The sequence below is a fragment of the Rathayibacter sp. VKM Ac-2805 genome, from assembly GCF_009834265.1.
GTDB lineage: Bacteria > Actinomycetota > Actinomycetes > Actinomycetales > Microbacteriaceae > Rathayibacter.
This window is the reverse complement of the sequence record NZ_CP047185.1, coordinates 1,749,988-1,765,311: the sequence shown is the minus strand read 5'-3', so window position 1 is coordinate 1,765,311 and position 15,324 is coordinate 1,749,988. Positions and strand designations below refer to the sequence as shown.

The following is a 15,324-nucleotide window of genomic DNA, read 5'->3' as shown; positions in this document are numbered from 1 at the left end:
GGTGATCCGCTACGCGCCGGCGGTCCTCCTCGGGAGGGCCGCCCGGTTCGCCGCGCGGGTCCGGAAGCCCGGCGGGGGATCCGCCGTGCCCGGACTCGTGGTGAACCGCGTCGCGCCCGGATTCCTGCCCGCGGTGCTCGACGGATTCCGGGACGGCCTCGTGGTCGTCACGGGATCGGCGGGCAAGTCGACCACGACCAAGATGCTGGTCGCGGTGCTCCGCGCGCACGGGCTCCGGGTCTTCACCAACCCCTCGACGGCCAACATCGCCCAGGGGCTGACCTCCGCGCTCCTGGAGCGGGCGGACCTCCGCGGACGGATCGACGCCGACATCGCCGTCCTCGAGATGGACGAGGGTCACGGCGCGCGCCTCGCGCCCCGGATGCGCCCCCGCGTCGTCCTGCTGACGAACGTGGTGGTCGACCAGATCGACCGCTTCTTCGATCCGGCCATGGTCGCCCGGATGCTCGGCACCATCGCCTCCCGCGCGACCGGTCCCGTCGTGCTGAACGCCGACGACCGCCACGTCGCCGATGTCGCGACCTCCCTCCCCGACGAGCGGATCCGCTGGTACGGCGTCTCCTCCTCCGTCCGCGACTCCGCGTCCGGCGGTCTCGGCTACGCCGCGGAGGCGGAGGCCGGGACCGACCGCGCCACCACCGTCGTCGAGAGCACGACGGGAGCGGCCGCGCGCATCGTCAGCGACGGCGACCCGCTCGAGGTCCGGCTCCCCGCGCGGGGCGTCCACTACGCGGTCGACGCCGCGGCGGCCGTCTCCACGGCCCGCGCCGTGCTCGCCGAGCGCTTCGACCCGGCCCTCGCCGCCTCCGCGCTCTCGAGCATCGACCCCGTCTTCGGGCGGGGCGAGATCGTCACCGTGCGCGGCCACGAGGTCGAGTTCGTCCTGGTTCAGAACCCGGCGAGCTACCGCCTGAACATCGCGGAGATCCCCGAGGGGACCGAGCAGATCATGCTCGCGATCGGGTCCGACGTCCGAGACCCCTCCTACTTCTGGCCCGTGGACACCTCCGTGCTCGGGCACGTCCGGGTCGTCTCGGGGTCGAAGGCGCACGAGGCGGCGCTGCACCTGCGCTACGACGGCGTCCGCGTCGACTCCGTCGACGAGGACCTGGGCCGCGCGCTCGACGTGTTCCTCGCTCTGCCGACCCCCGCCTCCGGCCGGAAGACCATCGTCTTCTCGGCGGATTCGATGCGCCGCACCCGTGCGCACCTGCAGCTCGTCACCAACCGCGAGGAGACCGCGTGACCACCCTCCGCATCGCCGTGCTCGCTCCCGACGTCCTGGACAGCAACGGCGACGCGGCGAACGCCCGGGTCCTCGCGGCTCGGGCGCGCTGGTCGGGTGTCGAGGCGGAGGTGGTGCCGCTGGTGACCGCCTCCGACGCCGAGGTCCGTCCGGACGTCCTGGTCGCCGGGACGGGAGCGGACGAGGACCTCCCGGGCGTCCTGGCACTCCTCCACGAGATCGCGCCGACGCTGCGGGCCTGGGTCGACCAGGGCACTCAGGTGGTCGCGGTCGGAGCCGGCTGGGAGATGCTGGCCGGTTCGATCAGCACGGCCGCGGGCGGCGCCCGGGGGATCGGGCTGTTCCCCGGAGACTCGGTCACGGGCGAGCGCGCGACCGACGACCTCCTCCTCGAGACGCCGGGCGGCGTCGTCGTCGGATTCGAGAACCACGAGCGCCGGATGACCGGGATCGCGCCCGAGGACGCGCTCGGCCGAGTGCTGCACGGCACCGGCGACGGCGCCGGCCACGAAGGCTACGCGGAGGGAGGCCTTCTGGGCACGCACCTGCACGGCCCCGTCCTCGCGAAGAACCCCTCGCTCGCGGACGCGATCCTGCGGCGCGCCCTCGGCGACGCCTACTCCCCGTCGGACGAGCGTCTCCGCCTGGTCGATGAAACGGCACGAGCCGCTCGCGATGTGATCGCGAAGCGGCTCGGTGTCGGACGGTAGGGCGCTGACGCGCCGTCCGGGCTGATCGGGGACGCGCTAGGGGCGCTGCTCCTCGAAGAGTCGGGCGGACTCGTCGTGCCAGCTCTGGGCGATGCTGGAGAGCTTCTCCTGGTACTTCTTCCCGTGGTGCGCGCAGAACAGCAGTTCTCCGTTGTTCACGACCACTCGGATGTACGCCTGCGCACCGCAGCTGTCGCAGCGGTCGGCGGCGGAGAGCTGGTGGGCACCGGCGAGCTCGTCCACGCCGTTCTGGGTTGCTGTGGTCGACATGACTTGGCCTCCTGCACTCGTTCTTCGATCTCTGCTTGGTGGAACCCATCCAAGCACGCGATTGTTTCCGCACGGAGTCGATCGGTCGGCATTTCGCTCTGCGCGTAGGGGCCCCGCGCCGAGCGGCCATCGTGCTGTCGTCGGGTGCCGCGCCACCGCGGCCGGAGCGGTTCCCGAAAGTAGACTGGGCGGATGGCCTCCACCGACTACAACGCCCGCCACCTCTCCGTCCTCGAAGGTCTCGAGGCGGTCCGGAAGCGGCCCGGCATGTACATCGGATCGACCGACTCGCGCGGCCTCATGCACTGCCTCTGGGAGGTCATCGACAACTCCGTCGACGAGGCGCTGGCCGGGCACGGGACCGAGATCAGCGTGCTCCTGCACGCCGACGGCAGCGTCGAGGTGCGCGACCGCGCGCGCGGGATCCCGGTCGACATCGAGCCGAAGACGGGGCTCTCCGGAGTCGAGGTCGTGTTCACGAAGCTGCACGCGGGCGGCAAGTTCGGCTCGGGGTCCTACGCGGCGTCCGGCGGTCTGCACGGCGTCGGCGCCTCCGTGGTCAACGCGCTCTCGGAGCGCCTGGACGTCGAGGTCGACCGGAACGGCCGCACCTACCGGATGTCGTTCCACCGGGGGGAGCCCGGGCGCTTCGCCGATACGGGCGAGCCCACCCCCGACGCTCCGTTCACACCGTTCGAGAACGGGTCGGAGCTGACGGTCGTCGGCAAGGTCGCCAAGGGCGTCACCGGCACGCGCGTGCGCTACTGGGCCGACCGCCAGATCTTCACGAAGGGCGCCTCGTTCCAGACGGACGATCTGGTGACGCGCGCCCGGCAGACCGCGTTCCTCGTCCCCGGCCTCACGATCGACATCGTCGACGACCGGGCGGACGAGCGCCGCGCCGAGATGTTCCGCTACGACGGCGGCATCTCGGAGTTCGTCGAGTTCCTCGCCCCCGACGCACCCGTGACCGAGGTGCTGCGCCTCACCGGCTCGGGCACCTTCACCGAGACCGTGCCGGTGCTGACCCCCGGCGGCGCGATGGTGCCCACCGAGGTGGAGCGCACCTGCGAGGTCGACATCGCCCTGCGCTGGGGCACCGGTTACGAGACGGTGATGCGCAGCTTCGTGAACATCATCTCCACGCCCAAGGGCGGCACGCACCAGACCGGCTTCGAGCAGGGCCTGCTGAAGCTGCTCCGGTCGCAGGTGGAGGCGAACGCCCGTCGCCTCAAGGTCGGATCGGACAAGCTCGAGAAGGACGACGTGCTCGCCGGGCTCAGCGCCGTGCTGACGGTGCGCCTCCCGGAGCCGCAGTTCGAGGGCCAGACGAAGGAGGTGCTGGGCACGCCCGCAGTCCGCGCGATCGTCGCCTCCACCATCGCCTCGACGCTGGGCGCGGTGTTCTCCTCCCCGCGCCGCGAGGACAAGGCGCAGACCTCGCAGCTCCTCGAGAAGGTCGTCGCCGAGATGAAGTCGCGGATCTCGGCGCGCGCGCACAAGGAGACGCAGCGACGCAAGAACGCGCTGGAGTCCTCCTCGCTCCCGGCGAAGCTCGTGGACTGCCGCAGCAGCGACGTCGAGAACAGCGAGCTCTTCATCGTCGAGGGCGACTCCGCCCTCGGCACCGCCAAGCTCGCCCGCAACAGCGAGTACCAGGCCCTGCTGCCGATCCGCGGGAAGATCCTCAACACGCAGAAAGCGAGCATCGCCGACATGCTCTCGAACGCCGAGTGCGCCTCGATGATCCAGGTGATCGGAGCCGGCTCCGGCCGCTCCTTCGACCTCTCGGCCGCCCGCTACGGGAAGATCATCCTGATGAGCGACGCCGACGTCGACGGCGCGCACATCCGCACCCTGCTGCTCACCCTCTTCTTCCGCTACATGCGGCCGCTCGTCGAGGCGGGGCGCGTCTTCGCCGCCGTGCCTCCGCTGCACCGGCTCGTGGTGATGAACGCGGGGAAGAAGCCGAACGAGACGATCTACACCTACTCCGAGAAGGAGCTGCAGAGCGTGCTCGCGGCCCTCGGCAAGGCGGGCCGTCGCTACCAGGACCCGATCCAGCGCTACAAGGGGCTCGGCGAGATGGACGCGGACCAGCTGGCCACGACGACCATGGACCGCTCCCGCCGCACCCTCCGCCGGGTGCGGGTCGCCGACGCCGAGAACGCCGGCCGGGTGTTCGAGCTGCTGATGGGCAACGACGTGGCGCCGCGCAAGGAGTTCATCGTCCGCGGGTCGGAGTCGCTCTCGCGGGACCGCATCGACGTCTGAGCCGCGGGGCTCAGAACAGCTCGGGCGCGGCTCCGATCGTCGCGATCGGCGCCGCGAGTGCCACTCCGGAGCCGTCGCGCTTCATCCCGGAGTCGGGCAGCGCGGCGACCGAGCCGTCGGCCTCGAGGGCGTGCGCGGGACCGGGGCCGACCCAGGCGACTCCGAGGGCCGTCTCGCCCTTGAGGAAGCGCTGCGCGCGGACTCCGCCGGTGGCCCGGCCCTTGGCGGGGAACTCCGAGAACGGCGAGACCTTCGCGCTGCCGGTGTCGGTGCCCGAGAGGGCCCAGCTGTCGACGGCGACCGTCGCGACGACGGCCTCGTCCCGGTCCTCGGCGGTGACGACGGCGAAGTGCACGACGTCGTCGGTCTCGGCCAGCTTCACCCCGGCCATCCCCGCAGCCGTCCTGCCCTGGGGGCGGACGGCGGACGCGGAGAAGCGCAGCAGCTGGGCCTCGCCGGTGACGAAGACCAGCTCGTCCTCCTCCGCCGACGCGGCCGCGCCCACCACGGCGTCCTTGGGCTTGAGGGCGATGAGCTCGATGTCCGCGCGGTTGGGCAGCTCGCCCGGCGCGACGCGCTTGACGACGCCCTGCTGGGTGCCGAGGGCGATCGGCCGCTCGTCGTCGAGGGCGACGAGCGCGAGCACCCGCTCGTCCTTCGCCAGGTGCGGGAGGTAGTCGCTCATCCGCACGCCCGCGCCCAGCTGCACCGAGGAGGAGGGGACCGCCGGCACGTCGACCGCCGAGAAGCGGAGGAGCCGACCGGCGCTGGTGACCGCGCCGATCTCCGTCCGGCTGGTCGTGTCGAGCACGCTGAGGACGGCGTCGTGCTTCGAGCGGCGCGTGGCGCGCTCGGGGTGGGGAGCGGCCTCGGGGTCGCGGTCGACCCGCACCATGCGGCCGGTGGTGCTCAGCAGCACCCGGCAGGGCACGTCCGCGATCTCGAGCACCGCGGCGGCCTTCCGCCCGGTGGTGGCGACGGAGGGACGCGCCTCGGTGAGCAGGGTGCGCCGCGGGGTCCCGAGGCGCTGGGCGACCTCGTCGAGCTCGTCCGAGACCAGCTCGTCGATCCGTGAGCGGCTGGCGAGGAGGGCCTCGAGCTCGGCGATCTCGGCGAGTAGGGTGTCGCGCTCGGTCTCGAGTTCGATGCGCGAGAACTTCGTGAGGCGGCGGAGCTGGAGCTCGAGGATGTAGTCGGCCTGCAGGGTGCTGAGGTCGAAGACCTCGATCAGCCGGGCCCGCGCCGCCGCGGTGTCGTCGCTCCCGCGGATCAGCTGGATGACCTCGTCGATGTCGAGGATCGCGATGAGCAGGCCCTCGACCAGGTGCAGCCGCTCCTGGCGCTTGCGCAGTCGGTAGCGGGTCCGCCGGGTGACGACCTTCACCCGGTGGCCGATGTAGACCTGCAGCAGCTCCTTCAGGCCGAGGGTGCGCGGGCCGCCGTCGACCAGCGCGACGTTGTTGATCGAGAACGCGTCCTCGAGGGGCGTGTAGCGGTAGAGCTGCTCGAGGACGGCCTCCGGGCTGAAGCCGGTCTTGATCCCGATGACGAGCCGGAGGCCGTTGTCCCGGTCCGTCAGGTCGGTGACGTCCGAGATGCCGCTGAGCTTCTTGTTCTGGACGCCGTCCTTGATCTTGTCGATGACCTTCTCGGCGCCGACGAGGTAGGGCAGCTCGGTGACGACCAGGCCGGACTTGCGCGCGGTGATGCTCTCGACCGAGACGCGCGCGCGGGTCTTGAAGCCGCCCCGGCCGGTCGCGTAGGCGTCGCGCACGCCGGCGAGGCCGACGATCGTGCCACCGCTCGGGAAGTCCGGTCCCGGGACGAACGACATCAGGTCGTCCAGGGACGCGTCGGGATGAGCGATCAGGTGCCGGGCCGCCCCGATCACCTCCACGAGGTTGTGGGGCGCCATGTTCGTCGCCATGCCGACGGCGATGCCGCTGGCCCCGTTGACCAGCAGGTTCGGGAACGCGGAGGGGAGGACCTCGGGCTGGTCGTGCGAGTTGTCGTAGTTCGGGACGAAGTCGACGACGTCCTCGCCGAGGTGCTCGGTCATGGCCGTGGCGGCCGGGGCGAGGCGGGCCTCGGTGTAGCGGGCCGCGGCCGGGCCGTCGTCGAGGGAGCCGAAGTTGCCGTGGCCGTCGACGAGGGCGACCCTCATCGTGAACGGCTGGGCGAGGCGGACGAGGGAGTCGTAGATCGAGGCGTCGCCGTGCGGGTGCAGCTTGCCCATCACCTCGCCGACCACGCGGGCCGACTTCACGTGGCCGTGATCGGGCCGCAGCCCCATCTCGCTCATCATGTAGAGGATCCGGCGCTGCACCGGCTTGAGGCCGTCGCGGGCGTCGGGCAGGGCCCGCGAGTAGATGACCGAGTACGCGTACTCGAGGAAGGACCCCTCCATCTCGGCCGAGACGTCGACGTCCTCGATGCGCTCGGTGAGCGAGGATCCGGAGGAGGGGGCTGCAGCGTTCATGACTCGATTCGGTGGCGGGCGCGGGGCGGCGGCGGGGGACTGCACCGCCCTGCGGCGCTCGACGGGACGGGCGGAGCGGAGACGGCGCCTCGCGGACGGGACCGGCCCTCCCGTTCACGCGGACGCTCCGCTGCACCGGCCCGGCGGGGACGGCGGCGCTGTGCGAAACTGGGCGCGATGACCCACATGCTACCGCCAGCCCCCGACGGGCGGCGGAGCCTCGCCGACGTCCTGCCGGGCGCCCTCGACGCGCTCCTGGGCCGCCCCGGCCTCTTCGGCTCGCCCCGCGTCGAGCGGATCGTGGTCGTCCTCGTCGACGGCCTGGGTGCCGCGAACCTCCGCCAGCGCGGGGGCCACTCGCGCACGCTCGCTCCGGCCCTCAACCGCGGCACCACGCTCGTCTCGGGCTTCCCGACGACCACCGCGGCGGCCCTGGCGAGCCTGACGACGGGCCTGCGCCCGGGCGGGCACGGGATGGTCGGCTACCGCGTGCTCGACCGCGCCTCCGACCGCCTGGTCAACCAGCTCTCCGGCTGGGACGAGGGCATGGTGCCCGAGACGTGGCAGCCCCACCTCACGGTCTTCGAGCAGGCCTCTTCCGCCGGTGTCCGGGCCGGAGTGATCGGCCCCGCGCGGTACGCCCGCTCCGGTCTCACGCGGGCGATCCTGCGCGGCGCCGAGTACCACTCCGCCGGCGGCGTCGCCGAGCGCTTCACGGCGGCGCGCGCCCTGCTCGACGAGGGCGGGCGGCAGCTCGTGTACCTCTACGTCCCCGAGCTCGACCAGGCGGCGCACGCGCGCGGCTGGGAGTCGCCGGAGTGGACGGCAGCGCTCGAGCTCCTGGACGGGGAGGTCGGCGGAGCGGTCCGCGGGCTCTCCGCCCGCGAGAGCGTGCTGGTCACCGCCGACCACGGCATCGTGGACGTTCCGGCGTCCTCGCACGTGCTCGTCGAGCGGGGACCGCTGCTCGAGGGCGTCCGGCACCTCGGCGGAGAGCCCCGCTGCCTGCAGCTGCACCTCGAGCCGGGTGTGGACCCCGACGAGGTGGCGCGGCGCTGGATCGAGGCGGAGGGCGCACGCGCCTGGATCGCGACGCGCGACGAGGTCGCCGCGAGCGGCTGGTTCGGCGAGGTCTCTCCGGCGGCGGCCGAGCGGATGGGCGACGTGTTCGTCGCGGCGCGGAGGACCATCGCCTACTACGCGGCGGACGACTCCTCCGGCCGCTCCATGATCGGGCAGCACGGGTCGCTCACGCCGGAGGAGACGCAGGTGCCGCTCCTCCGCTTCGGCGCGCTGGCCTGAGCCGGGCCGAGGGGACGGGGGGCACCGTCCACCCCGGCGGAGCCGCGCCGGTTGAGGGTCAGTCGTCGCTGCGCGCTCCGAAGACGATCTCGTCCCAGCTCGGCATGGACGCCCGCCCCCTGCGGAGGCTCCCGCGCACGCCCGACGGCTGCTCGGGGACCGGGGGAGCGGTGCGCGGCGGCTCCGGTGCCTTCTCGACGGGAGGAGCGGCCTCGGCCTCGGGCTCCGGCTCCTCGCGGACGCGGAGACTCGAGGCGTGATCGCGCTCGCCCCGGCGGCGCCGCAGGGCGTCGAGCAGGTCGGCGGTGTCGTTGAGGTTGCGCTCGCGCTGCTCCGTCGTGCTCGTGACGGGGCGGGGGAGCGTCGAGATCGGGCGCGGGGTCTCGGAGAGGGCCGGCTGCGGCTCCGTGTCGGAGGGGCGGACGGCGGCCGGCCGGGCGTGCGGCATCGCGGCGGGGCGGCCGGCGGTGGGGTGGTCGGCCCGGGCGGAGCGGCTCGGCGCCTCCGCGGACTCCGTGTCGAAGCGCGTGGCGAGCTCGTCGACGGCTGCGGGGATGACGGCGCGCAGGCGCGGGATGAGGGTCGGCCGGATCTCGCCCTGCTGCGAGAGCGTGATCGCCTCGGAGGTCAGCGGCGACAGCAGCGCCTTCCGCGGGTCGAAGCGCCAGCGGGCGTCGTGGTCGATCTCGTCCGAGCGGAAGAGGAGCTTGACGGCCCAGCCCTCCTCCTCCTTCCAGCTCGACCACTGCTCGCCCTCGGCGCCGAGCGACGCGAGGCGGTCGCGGATGACGTCGCCGAAGGGCGTGCCCTCCTCGAGGGGATCGGGGTCGGTGGTCGTGTAGACGCGCACGGCGAGAGCGGACGCGACGATGTGCTCGCGCTCGGCTGTGACGGGTCCCTCGAAGCGCTGGACGTAGCCCAGGTCGGCGCCCGTGAGCTCGGCGACCTCCTCGGCAGAGAGCCCGGAGCGGATGTGGGCCTGGATCTCACGGGGGGAGACGCGCTTCTCGCGCGGCGGGAGGGTGTGGACCCGCGGCCGCAGCTGGCTCTGCAGCGTCTCGTCGATGCGGACCGAGAAGCGCTCGCCGCCCTCGGACACGAGGACGAGCGATCCGCCCTCGACGCCGATCACCTTCAGTTCCATCATCGTGGGGACCCTCCTTCTGGACGCGGACCGGGCAAGGATGCCACGCGCCCGGGCGATCGGCCGGGAATACCCCGGGCGGGTCGAAAGTTGGTGCGGAAGGAGGCGGGGCGAGCGGGTGTCAAGAGCCGTTCGAGGTGGTTTGCGAATCGATGCGTCGTGATGCACACTGACCCCGCCGATTTGTTGAACAGCAGAAATAAGAAGTGGATGGGAATGGCTACGGACTACGACGCCCCCCGCAAGACCGATGACGACTCCGAGTCGATCGAGGCCCTGAAGGAGCGAGTCCCCGACAAGATGTCCGGAGTCGTCGACGTCGATGACGCCGACAACCCGGGCGGATTCGAACTGCCCGGTGCCGATCTGTCCGACCTCGATCTGGACGTCGTGGTCCTTCCGCCCCAGGCGGACGAGTTCACGTGCGTGAGCTGCTTCCTCGTGAAGCACCGCTCGCAGATCGACCACGAGGAGAAGCTCGGACCGATCTGCCTGGAGTGCGCCGCTTAAGCGCCTCCCGGCTCCGAAGGACGACCGCTCCGTCGCCGTGATCCCCGGATCGCGGCGACGATGTCGTCCGGGCGGCGGGTGGAGACCAGCCAGTACGGCGTCGGGTCGGCCGGATCCTCGATCGGGACCCGCACCACCTCCTTCACCCAGCCGCGGATGACCAGGTACGCCCGCGCGTCCAGGCGCGTCCCGCGCTCGGCGAACGCCTGGTCCCCCGAGTAGGAGGACGGCTCGCCCACGAAATCCAGCGGGATGTGCGCGCGGCCGGCGCGCAGCTCACCCTCCGCCACCTCGATCACGGGGGAGAGGGCCAGCAGCGACAGCACGCAGCCCGCGTACAGAACGACCGCGACGATCACCCCCACCGCGAGGTCGATGGGCGCGAACACCAGGATGCTGGCGGGGATCACGAGGGCGGTGGCGACGAAGAGCCAGGGCGCGGGCCACAGCCTCTCTCGGTAGGACGGCATGACCCTATTGGATCAGACGTTTGGTCTACCCTCGTCACGTGCCTGCAACCGTCGACGTCCCGATCACCGCGGACCGGCTCCCCTCCTACGCCCGTCCGGGCGACGCGGGAGCCGATCTCCACTCGACGGAGGACGTGGTGCTCGCCCCCGGTGAGCGCGCCTCCGTCGGCACCGGGGTGGCCGTCGCCCTCCCGGAGGGCCACGTCGGCTTCGTCGTCCCCCGCAGCGGGCTGGCCTTCAGGCACGGCATCACCGTCGTCAACGCCCCCGGAACGATCGACGCGGGCTACCGCGGCGAGATCCGGGTGGCGCTGCTGAACACCGACAGCCGCGAGACGTACCGCGTCTCGGTGGGGGACCGGATCGCGCAGCTCGTGATCGTCCCCGTCGTCCAGGCGAGGTTCACGGCCGTCGACGAGCTTCCCGAGTCGGTCCGCGGCACGGGCGGCTTCGGATCCACCGGGTACGCCGCCGGCGCCCAGGAGACCAGAATCCACGAGGAGAGCGCATGAGCGACATCCAGCCCACGGCCGGCGAGGCCGCCGAGCCCGTCCAGCAGGACTTCGAGAAGTCGGCGCCGGAGGACCGCGCGGAGGCCGGGCCCCTGGACGAGCGCGAGGCCAACCCGGTCCGCCCCTACATCGACCTCGGCGGAGTGAAGGTGCTTCCCCGCGAGGGCATGCACATCCGCCTCGAGGTCGAGGAGGGGACCAAGCGCGTCATCGCCGTCGGCCTCGACTACGCCGGGTCGACGCTGCAGGTGCAGCCCTTCTCCGCGCCGCGCTCCTCGGGACTCTGGCACGAGATCCGCGGCCAGATCGCCGAGCAGATCGGCCGTCAGGGCGGATCGACGACGGAGCGCGACGGCGTCTTCGGTCCGGAGCTCGTCGCCGAGCTCCCGATCGCCGGCGGCCAGACCCGCGTCGCCCGGTTCGTCGGCGTCGACGGTCCGCGCTGGTTCCTCCGCGGCGTGATCGCCGGAGCCGGAGCCGTAGACGAGCAGGCGGCCGCCTCGGTCGAGGAGCTCTTCCGCAGCATCGTCGTGGTCCGCGGCAGCGGCCCGATGCCTCCGCGCGACCTGATCCCGCTGAAGGTGCCGACCGGCAGCCAGACCCAGCAGAGCGCGAGCTGACCGGCATGGAGCCGGTGCGGCCCGAGGACCCGGCCCGATCGGAGGAGCCGGTCCGGCCCGAGGTCGGCGACGCGATCGCGCAGGCCGCCCGCCGCTCGGGACTCGGCGCGGTCGCCGACGGCGAGCCGTTCGACGGGAAGGCGCTGCTGCGCACCATGGGCGGCGTCCGGGGGATCCTCGAGGCCGTCGTGCCCGGCATCGCCTTCGTCCTGCTCTACACGGTCACCTCGGAGCTGGTGCTCTCGCTGGTCGCATCCGTCGGGCTCGCCGTGGCGTTCACGGTGGCGCGGGTGCTCGGCCGGACGCCGGTGATCCAGGCCGTCGGCGGGCTGCTCGCCGTGGTGGTCTCGGCCGCACTGGCGCTGTTCACCGGGCGGGGCGTCGACAACTTCGCCCTGGGGCTGCTCACCAACCTCGTCTACGGGCTCGTCTTCCTCCTCTCCGTCCTCGTGCGCTGGCCCCTGATCGGCGTCGCCGCCGGCTTCCTGATGGGGGACGGCACCTCCTGGCGGTCCGATCGGCGCAAGCGCCGCCTCTTCGGCGCCCTGACCCTCGCGTGGGCGGGGCTCTTCCTCCTGCGCCTGGCCGTGCAGTACCCGCTGTTCCTCGCCGAGGACACCACGGCGCTGGGCATCTGGAAGCTGGCGCTGGGCCTGCCCCTGTACGCGCCGCTGCTGGTGCTCACCGTGCTCGCCGTCCGGGCCGAGTACCGCGGAGCCGGCGAGCGCGCCGATGCGGGCGATGCTCCGGATCGTGCATAGAATTGTCTCGACGTCGAGATAAATAGCGCTCGCCTCCCCGCACCGTCGCGGCGAGGTCGACCGGGCGCCTCGGCGTCGAGGAGTTAGGTCCTCCTTGGTGGCAGGCCGCTGTGCGCGGTCGTCAAGATGAGGACGGAGAGCGGCTCCGCCCGTCGGCGGACGCTGCAGTCAGCGAAGGAGAGGGCGACGTGTCCGCGGTAGACAGCTTTGGATCGAAAGACACCCTGAAGGTCGGCTCGACCGACTACGAGGTGTTCCGCATCGACCGGGTCCCCGGTCACGAGAAGCTCCCGTTCAGCCTCAAGGTGCTGCTCGAGAACCTCCTCCGCACGGAGGACGGCGCGAACATCACCGCCGACCACATCCGCGCCCTCGGCGAGTGGGTCCCGGAGTCGGAGCCCGACACCGAGATCCAGTTCACGCCGGCCCGCGTGGTCATGCAGGACTTCACCGGCGTGCCCTGCATCGTCGACCTCGCCACCATGCGCGAGGCCGTCGCTGCCCTGGGCGGCGACGCGAACCGGATCAACCCGCTCGCGCCCGCCGAGATGGTCATCGACCACTCCGTCATCGCCGACCTCTTCGGCACCGAGGACGCGCTCGAGCGCAACGTCGAGCTCGAGTACGAGCGCAACGGCGAGCGGTACCAGTTCCTCCGCTGGGGCCAGACCGCCTTCGACGACTTCAAGGTCGTCCCGCCCGGAACCGGCATCGTGCACCAGGTCAACATCGAGTACCTGGCCCGCGTCACCATGACCCGCGAGGTGGGCGGCGCGCTGCGCGCCTACCCCGACACCTGCGTCGGCACCGACTCGCACACGACGATGGTCAACGGCCTCGGCGTGCTCGGCTGGGGCGTCGGCGGCATCGAGGCCGAGGCCGCGATGCTCGGCCAGCCCGTCTCGATGCTCATCCCGAAGGTCGTCGGCTTCAAGCTCACCGGCTCGATCCCGACCGGCGTGACCGCGACGGACGTCGTGCTCACCATCACGCAGATGCTGCGCAAGCACGGCGTGGTCGGCAAGTTCGTCGAGTTCTACGGGGCCGGCGTCGCCGCGGTGCCGCTCGCCAACCGCGCCACCATCGGCAACATGAGCCCCGAGTTCGGCTCCACCGCCGCGATGTTCCCCATCGACGACGTGACCCTCGACTACCTGCGCCTCACCGGCCGCAGCGACGAGCAGATCGCCCTCGTCGAGCAGTACTCCAAGCTGCAGAAGCTCTGGCACGACCCCGCGGTCGAGCCGGTCTTCAGCGAGTACCTCGAGCTCGACCTCGGCACCGTCGTCCCCTCGATCGCCGGCCCGAAGCGCCCGCAGGACCGGATCGAGCTCTCGTCCGCCAAGACGCAGTTCGAGTCGGACCTCACCAACTACGCGGACGTCTCGCACGACATCGTCGACCTGACCATCGCGGAGTCGTTCCCCGCCTCCGACCCCGGAGAGCTGCAGCCGCAGGACGAGCACAGCAGCCACGAGCACACCCACCGCTCGCACGCGCCGGCGACCGCCTCCAAGCCGACCACGGTCGAGCTCGGCGAGGGCGGGACCTTCACGATCGATCACGGCGCCGTCGCGATCGCGGCGATCACCTCGTGCACCAACACGTCGAACCCGTCCGTCATGCTCGCGGCCGGCCTGCTGGCCCGCAACGCGGCGCAGAAGGGCCTGAAGGCCAAGCCGTGGGTCAAGACCACGCTGGCGCCCGGATCGAAGGTCGTCACCGACTACTACGAGAAGGCCGGCCTGACCGAGTCGCTCGAGGCGCTCGGCTTCTACACCGTCGGCTACGGCTGCACGACCTGCATCGGCAACTCCGGCCCGCTGCTCGAGGAGATCTCGGCCGCGGTGCAGGACAACGACCTCGCCGTGACCGCCGTGCTCTCGGGCAACCGCAACTTCGAGGGCCGCATCAACCCGGACGTGAAGATGAACTACCTGGCGAGCCCCCCGCTCGTCATCGCCTACGCGCTCGCCGGCTCGATGAACTTCGACTTCGAGGTCGACGCGCTCGGCACCGACTCCGACGGCAACGACGTGTTCCTCAAGGACATCTGGCCCGACGCGGCCGAGGTGCAGGCGACGATCGACTCGTCGATCGACAAGTCGATGTTCGACACGCAGTACGCGGGCGTGTTCGACGGCGACGAGCGCTGGCGCGCGCTGCAGACCCCCGAGGGCTCGATCTTCGAGTGGGACGAGTCGTCGACCTACGTGCGGAAGCCCCCGTACTTCGACGGCATGACGATGGAGACGACCCCGGTCACCGACATCGCCGGTGCCCGCGTGCTCGCCAAGCTCGGCGACTCCGTCACGACCGACCACATCAGCCCCGCCGGCTCGATCAAGGCCGACAGCCCCGCCGGCCGCTACCTCGACGAGCACGGTATCGACCGCAAGGACTACAACTCCTACGGCTCGCGCCGCGGCAACCACGAGGTGATGATCCGCGGCACGTTCGCGAACATCCGCCTGCGCAACCAGCTGCTCGACGGCGTGGAGGGCGGCTACACCCGCGACTTCACTCAGCCGGACGCCCCGCAGTCGTTCATCTACGACGCGTCGCAGAACTACCAGGCCGAGGGAACCCCGCTCGTCATCCTGGGCGGCAAGGAGTACGGCTCCGGCTCGTCGCGCGACTGGGCGGCCAAGGGCACGAGCCTGCTGGGCGTCAAGGCGGTCATCGTCGAGAGCTTCGAGCGGATCCACCGCTCGAACCTCATCGGCATGGGCGTCGTCCCGCTGCAGTTCCCCGCGGGCGAGAGCTGGGAGTCGCTGGGCCTGGACGGCACCGAGTCGATCAGCATCTCGGGCATCGAGGAGCTGAACGAGGGCGTCACCCCCAAGACGGTCCACGTCGTCGCCGAGCCGACCGAGCACTCGGCCGAGGGCAAGCAGACCGTCGAGTTCGACGCGGTCGTCCGCATCGACACCCCCGGTGAGGCGGACTACTACCGCAACGGCGGCATCCTGCAGTACGTGCTGCGCTCGCTCGTCTAGATCAGC

General features: G+C 71.7%; 13 protein-coding genes. 9 read left to right on the top strand and 4 right to left on the bottom strand.

Features of this window, described 5'->3' with window-relative positions; genetic code table 11:
• The first annotated feature begins 1 nt into the window (after position 1).
• Both GSU40_RS08180 and GSU40_RS08175 read left to right on the top strand, forming a co-directional pair.
• Complete coding sequence (locus GSU40_RS08180; protein WP_160034396.1) at positions 2-1,267, top strand: MurT ligase domain-containing protein; 1,266 nt, start codon at positions 2-4, stop codon at positions 1,265-1,267.
• Positions 1,264-1,977 carry a glutamine amidotransferase gene (locus GSU40_RS08175; protein ID WP_160034394.1) on the top strand — a complete coding sequence of 238 codons (714 nt, stop codon included), beginning with the start codon at positions 1,264-1,266 and terminating at the stop codon, positions 1,975-1,977. The genes GSU40_RS08180 and GSU40_RS08175 overlap by 4 nt, the downstream gene beginning before the upstream one ends.
• 36 nt (positions 1,978-2,013) lie before the next feature.
• Here the strand turns inward: GSU40_RS08175 and GSU40_RS08170 are convergent, their stop codons facing one another.
• Positions 2,014-2,247, bottom strand: a complete 234-nt coding sequence (locus GSU40_RS08170; RefSeq protein WP_068212876.1) for a hypothetical protein — start codon at positions 2,245-2,247, stop codon at positions 2,014-2,016.
• A 192-nt stretch (positions 2,248-2,439) separates the two neighbouring features.
• On the opposite strand from GSU40_RS08170, the gene GSU40_RS08165 reads away from it, so the two are divergent.
• Entirely contained in the window at positions 2,440-4,521 is a 2,082-nt protein-coding gene (locus GSU40_RS08165; RefSeq protein ID WP_160034392.1) for a DNA topoisomerase IV subunit B, read from the top strand.
• A 10-nt stretch (positions 4,522-4,531) separates the two neighbouring features.
• Here GSU40_RS08165 and GSU40_RS08160 read toward each other — a convergent pair whose 3' ends face one another.
• The gene (locus tag GSU40_RS08160; RefSeq protein WP_160034390.1) at positions 4,532-7,000 is read right to left on the bottom strand and encodes a DNA topoisomerase (ATP-hydrolyzing); all 2,469 of its coding nucleotides are present in this window, start codon (positions 6,998-7,000) and stop codon (positions 4,532-4,534) included.
• A gap of 177 nt (positions 7,001-7,177) precedes the next feature.
• Between GSU40_RS08160 and GSU40_RS08155 the strand changes: the two genes are divergently transcribed.
• Positions 7,178-8,302, top strand: coding sequence for a nucleotide pyrophosphatase/phosphodiesterase family protein (locus GSU40_RS08155; RefSeq protein WP_244229632.1), 1,125 nt, complete (start codon positions 7,178-7,180; stop codon positions 8,300-8,302).
• 58 nt (positions 8,303-8,360) lie between these two features.
• Here GSU40_RS08155 and sepH read toward each other — a convergent pair whose 3' ends face one another.
• Positions 8,361-9,449 carry a septation protein SepH gene (gene sepH, locus GSU40_RS08150; protein ID WP_160034388.1) on the bottom strand — a complete coding sequence of 363 codons (1,089 nt, stop codon included), beginning with the start codon at positions 9,447-9,449 and terminating at the stop codon, positions 8,361-8,363.
• Between the two features lie 213 nt (positions 9,450-9,662).
• Between sepH and GSU40_RS08145 the strand changes: the two genes are divergently transcribed.
• On the top strand, positions 9,663-9,956 hold the full coding sequence (locus GSU40_RS08145; RefSeq protein ID WP_055792269.1) for a DUF4193 domain-containing protein: 294 nt from the start codon (positions 9,663-9,665) through the stop codon (positions 9,954-9,956).
• Here GSU40_RS08145 and GSU40_RS08140 read toward each other — a convergent pair.
• Positions 9,953-10,426 (bottom strand): DUF3093 domain-containing protein, encoded by a 474-nt coding sequence (locus GSU40_RS08140; RefSeq protein WP_160034386.1) that lies wholly within the window; start codon positions 10,424-10,426, stop codon positions 9,953-9,955. The two genes, GSU40_RS08145 and GSU40_RS08140, sit on opposite strands and share 4 nt — an antisense overlap.
• 38 nt (positions 10,427-10,464) lie before the next feature.
• Here GSU40_RS08140 and dut point away from each other — a divergent pair, with 38 nt between their 5' ends.
• The 4 genes from dut (at position 10,465) to acnA (ending at position 15,318) form a co-directional block, all read left to right on the top strand.
• Positions 10,465-10,938, top strand: a complete 474-nt coding sequence (gene dut / locus GSU40_RS08135; RefSeq protein WP_160034384.1) for a dUTP diphosphatase — start codon at positions 10,465-10,467, stop codon at positions 10,936-10,938.
• Entirely contained in the window at positions 10,935-11,558 is a 624-nt protein-coding gene (locus GSU40_RS08130) for a DUF3710 domain-containing protein (RefSeq protein ID WP_104248032.1), read from the top strand. Before dut ends, GSU40_RS08130 begins: the two co-directional genes overlap by 4 nt.
• A gap of 5 nt (positions 11,559-11,563) precedes the next feature.
• Positions 11,564-12,319 carry a DUF3159 domain-containing protein gene (locus tag GSU40_RS08125; protein ID WP_104273659.1) on the top strand — a complete coding sequence of 252 codons (756 nt, stop codon included), beginning with the start codon at positions 11,564-11,566 and terminating at the stop codon, positions 12,317-12,319.
• A gap of 188 nt (positions 12,320-12,507) precedes the next feature.
• Entirely contained in the window at positions 12,508-15,318 is a 2,811-nt protein-coding gene (gene acnA, locus GSU40_RS08120; RefSeq protein WP_104267882.1) for an aconitate hydratase AcnA, read from the top strand.
• Positions 15,319-15,324 lie beyond the last annotated feature (6 nt).